Genomic DNA, 3,723 nt, shown 5'->3' on the forward strand with positions numbered 1-3,723 from the left:
GGGGGGTGTCGTGGTCCATGCCCCCGCAATTCCCGCGCGCCCTCCGCCTCCTAACCGCTGTTACACGCTCGTCGGCAAATCAGGACAAGGCAGCCCTAAAGTACGGACGTTCGACTGCCGAAAACGCCCCGCGGACGGACGGTCCCCGTACGGCCCGTACGGACGGACGCGTACCGCCCGGAGGTCGTACGGACGACCCCGTACCGTATGGGCGTCCGCACCGGGGGGCCGTACGGACGTACTTCCGTAGACCGCACCGCCCGGCGGCTCAGTGGTCGCCGGCCGCCGTGTCGCACTCCTGCGCGCGCAGCGCCCGCGCCAGGTCGTCGCGCTCCTCCAGGACCAGGCGGCGCAGCGCCGCCGGGGTGCCGCCGCCCGCCGGGTGCTCCGCCAGCCAGGCGTCGGCCGCCGCCAGCGTCGCCGGGTCGTCCTGGAGCGCCGGGAACATCCCGCGGACGATCTCCATGCCGATCTGGATGGACCTCTCCCGCCAGACGCGGTCGATGGCCGCGAAGTACTTCGGCGCGTACGGCGCGAGGAGCTCGCGCTGACCGGACTGGCCGAAGCCGGAGATGGTGGCCCCGACCAGCGCGTTGGAGAGCGCGTCGGACTCCACGACCGTCGCCCACGCCTGGTCCTTGACCGCCGCCGAGGGGCGCGCGGCCAGGCAGCGCACCTGGTGCCGCTTGCCGGAGGCGGTGTCGTCGCGCGCCAGCTCGGCGGCGATCAGCGACTCGTCGGCAGCGCCGTGCGCGGCCAGCGGCTCCAGCAGCGTCCAGCGCAGCTCCTGGTCCACGTCGAGTCCGTCGATCTTCGCGGTCCCGTCCAGCAGGCCGCGCAGCAGCTGGAGATCCGCGTCCTCGCCCGCGACCTGGGCGAAGAACCGCGCCCACGCGAGCTGGTGGCCGCTGCCCGGCTCGGCGAGCCGCAGCTCGCTGAGCGCCGCCTCGGCGAGCAGCCGGGAGCCCTCGGCCCGCCAGTCCGGCGCGGCGTAGTGCGTGAGCGTGGTCCTGGCCCAGGCGTGCAGCATTTGGAGCACGCCGATGTCGGACTCGGCCCCGCCGAACCGCCGCACCAGGTCGAGGAAGTCGCGGGCGGGCATCAGTCCGTCGCGGGTCAGGTTCCACAGCGCGGACCAGCACAGCGCGCGGGCCAGGGGGTCGGTCAGCTCGTCCAGGTGCGCCCGCAGGGTGGCGAGCGACGCCTCGTCGAAGCGGACCTTGCAGTACGTCAGGTCGTCGTCGTTGACCAGGATCAGCTCGGGGCGTTCGGCCCCGGCCAGCTCCGCCACGACCGTACGGGGACCGGCGACGTCCACCTCGGCGCGGGCGTAGCGCACCAGCGCGCCGTCGGCGTTCTCCCGGCGGTAGAGGCCCACGGCGACGCGGTGCGGGCGCAGCTCGGGGTGGGACTCGGCGGCCTCCTGGAGCACGGCGAGCTCGGTGACGCGCCCGGCGGCGTCATAGGTGGCCTGCGGGGTGAGCGAGTTGACGCCCGCGGTCTGGAGCCAGGAGCGCGCCCAGCCGGCCATGTCGCGGCCGGAGGTCTCGGCGAGCACGGAGAGCAGGTCGTCCAGGGTGGTGTTGCCGTACTCGTGGCGCTTGAAGTAGCGCCGCGCGCCCTCCAGGAACGCGTCGCGCCCCACGTACGCCACGAGCTGCTTGAGCACGGACGCGCCCTTGGCGTAGGTGATGCCGTCGAAGTTGAGCTTGGCGTCCTGGAGGTCGTTGATGTCGGCGGTGACCGGGTGCGTGGAGGGCAGCTGGTCGGCGCGGTACGCCCAGGACTTGCGGCGGTTGGCGAAGGTGATCCAGCCGTCCTTGAACCGGGTCGCCTCGACCAGCGCGAACGCCCCCATGAAGTCGGCGAACGACTCCTTGAGCCACAGGTCGTCCCACCAGCGCATGGTCACCAGGTCGCCGAACCACATGTGCGCCATCTCGTGCAGGATGACGTTGGCCCGGCCCTCGTACGACGCCTGCGTCACCTTGCCGCGGAAGACGAACTCCTCGCGGAAGGTCACACAGCCCGGGTTCTCCATCGCCCCGATGTTGTACTCCGGCACGAACGCCTGGTCGTACTTGCCGAACGGGTACGGGTAGTCGAAGTTGTCGTGGAAGAAGTCCAGGCCCTGCTTGGTGACGGTGAAGACGTCGTCCGCGTCGAAGTGCTTGGCCAGCCCCTTGCGGCAGAGCGCGCCCAGCGGGATCTCCAGCGTGGTGCCGTCGTCGAAGACGCGGCTGTAGTGGTCGCGGACGTAGTGGTACGGGCCGGCGACGACGGCCGTGATGTACGTCGAGATCGGCTGCGTAGTGGCGAAGCGCCACGTGGCACCGGTGTCCTCCACGGGCGTCGCCGCCCCGTCCTGCGCGCCGTTGCTCAGCACGGTCCACTCGGCCGGGGCCGTCACCTCGAAGGTGAACGGGGCCTTGAGGTCGGGCTGCTCGAAGCAGGCGAAGACGCGCCGGGAGTCGGCGGGCTCGTACTGCGTGTAGAGGTAGACCTCGCCGTCCTCGGGGTCGGTGAAGCGGTGCATGCCCTCACCGGTCCGGCTGTACGCGCACTCCGCGTCCACCACCAGGACGTTCTTCGCGGCCAGCCCCTCCAGCGCGACGCGCGAGCCGTCGAAGACGGCGGCCGGGTCCAGCTCCGTGCCGTTCAGCTCGACCCTGGTCACGGACGGCGCGAGCAGGTCCACGAAGGTCGCGGCGCCGGGCTCGGCGCAGTCGAAGCGGATGGTGGAGACGGAGCGGAAGACGCGTGGCGCGCCCGGCTCGGCGCCGCCGCCCGGCCCGACGGCGGACCGCAGGTCGAGCGCCACGTCGTAGCCCTCCACGGTCAGCAGGCGGGCCCGCTCGCGGGCCTCGTCACGGGTCAGGTTCTCACCGGGCACGACGTGTCTCCCTCTTCTGCGTTCTTCTGCGTTGGGTGTCTCGTATGTCGAACACTTGGAATCATGGCACGGTGCCCGATTGTTGAAGAGCTGACCGAGGTCCGTTGGCGCCCGGCGGCGCCACGATGAGGAGAGAACCCGTGTCCGAGACCGTCAAGACCCCTGCTGATTTCTGGTTCGACCCGGTATGCCCGTGGGCCTGGATGACGTCACGTTGGATGCTCGAAGTGGAGAAGGTGCGCCCGGTCGAGGTCCGCTGGCATGTGATGAGCCTGTCGGTGCTCAACGAGCACCGGCTCGACGAACTGCCCGAGCGGTACGCCGAGCTCAACAGGACGGGCTGGGGCCCGGTGCGCGTGTGCGTGGCGGCCGCCCAGCGGTTCGGCGACGAGGTGCTGGGGCGGCTCTACACCGCGCTCGGCACCCGTATCCACCTGGAGAAGATGGGGCGCGGCCGGGACATGATCCTGTCGGCGCTGGACGACGCGGGGCTGCCGGCGGACCTCGCCGACGCCATGGACTCCGACGCGTACGACGACGCCGTGCGCGCCTCGCACAAGGAGGGCATCGAGAAGGTCGGCCAGGACGTCGGCACCCCGGTCATCGCCGTGCCGGGCGCCGGCGGCGAGGATGTCGCCTTCTTCGGCCCGGTCGTCACCCCGGCTCCCAAGGGCGAGGAAGCGGCGAAACTGTGGGACGGCACGCTCCTGGTCGCGTCCGTTCCGGGCTTCTACGAGCTCAAGCGGACGCGGACCCAGGACCCGATCTTCGACTGACGCGGCCGGCTGGCGCCGGGCTCACAGCTCGGGCAACCGAAGGTTGCCGTGGGG

General features: G+C 71.4%; 2 protein-coding genes. One reads left to right on the forward strand and one right to left on the reverse strand.

Annotated features, from left to right (window positions below):
* Positions 1–268: 268 nt before the first annotated feature.
* Positions 269–2,893 (reverse strand): aminopeptidase N, encoded by a 2,625-nt coding sequence (gene pepN / locus ACFU99_RS37045; protein ID WP_384401073.1) that lies wholly within the window; start codon positions 2,891–2,893, stop codon positions 269–271.
* Positions 2,894–3,018: 125 nt separating this feature from the next.
* On the opposite strand from pepN, the gene ACFU99_RS37050 reads away from it, so the two are divergent.
* Entirely contained in the window at positions 3,019–3,669 is a 651-nt protein-coding gene (locus tag ACFU99_RS37050) for a disulfide bond formation protein DsbA (RefSeq protein WP_384401076.1), read from the forward strand.
* Positions 3,670–3,723: the final 54 nt, after the last annotated feature.

It is taken from the genome of Streptomyces sp. NPDC057654, assembly GCF_042800135.1.
Classification (GTDB): domain Bacteria; phylum Actinomycetota; class Actinomycetes; order Streptomycetales; family Streptomycetaceae; genus Streptomyces.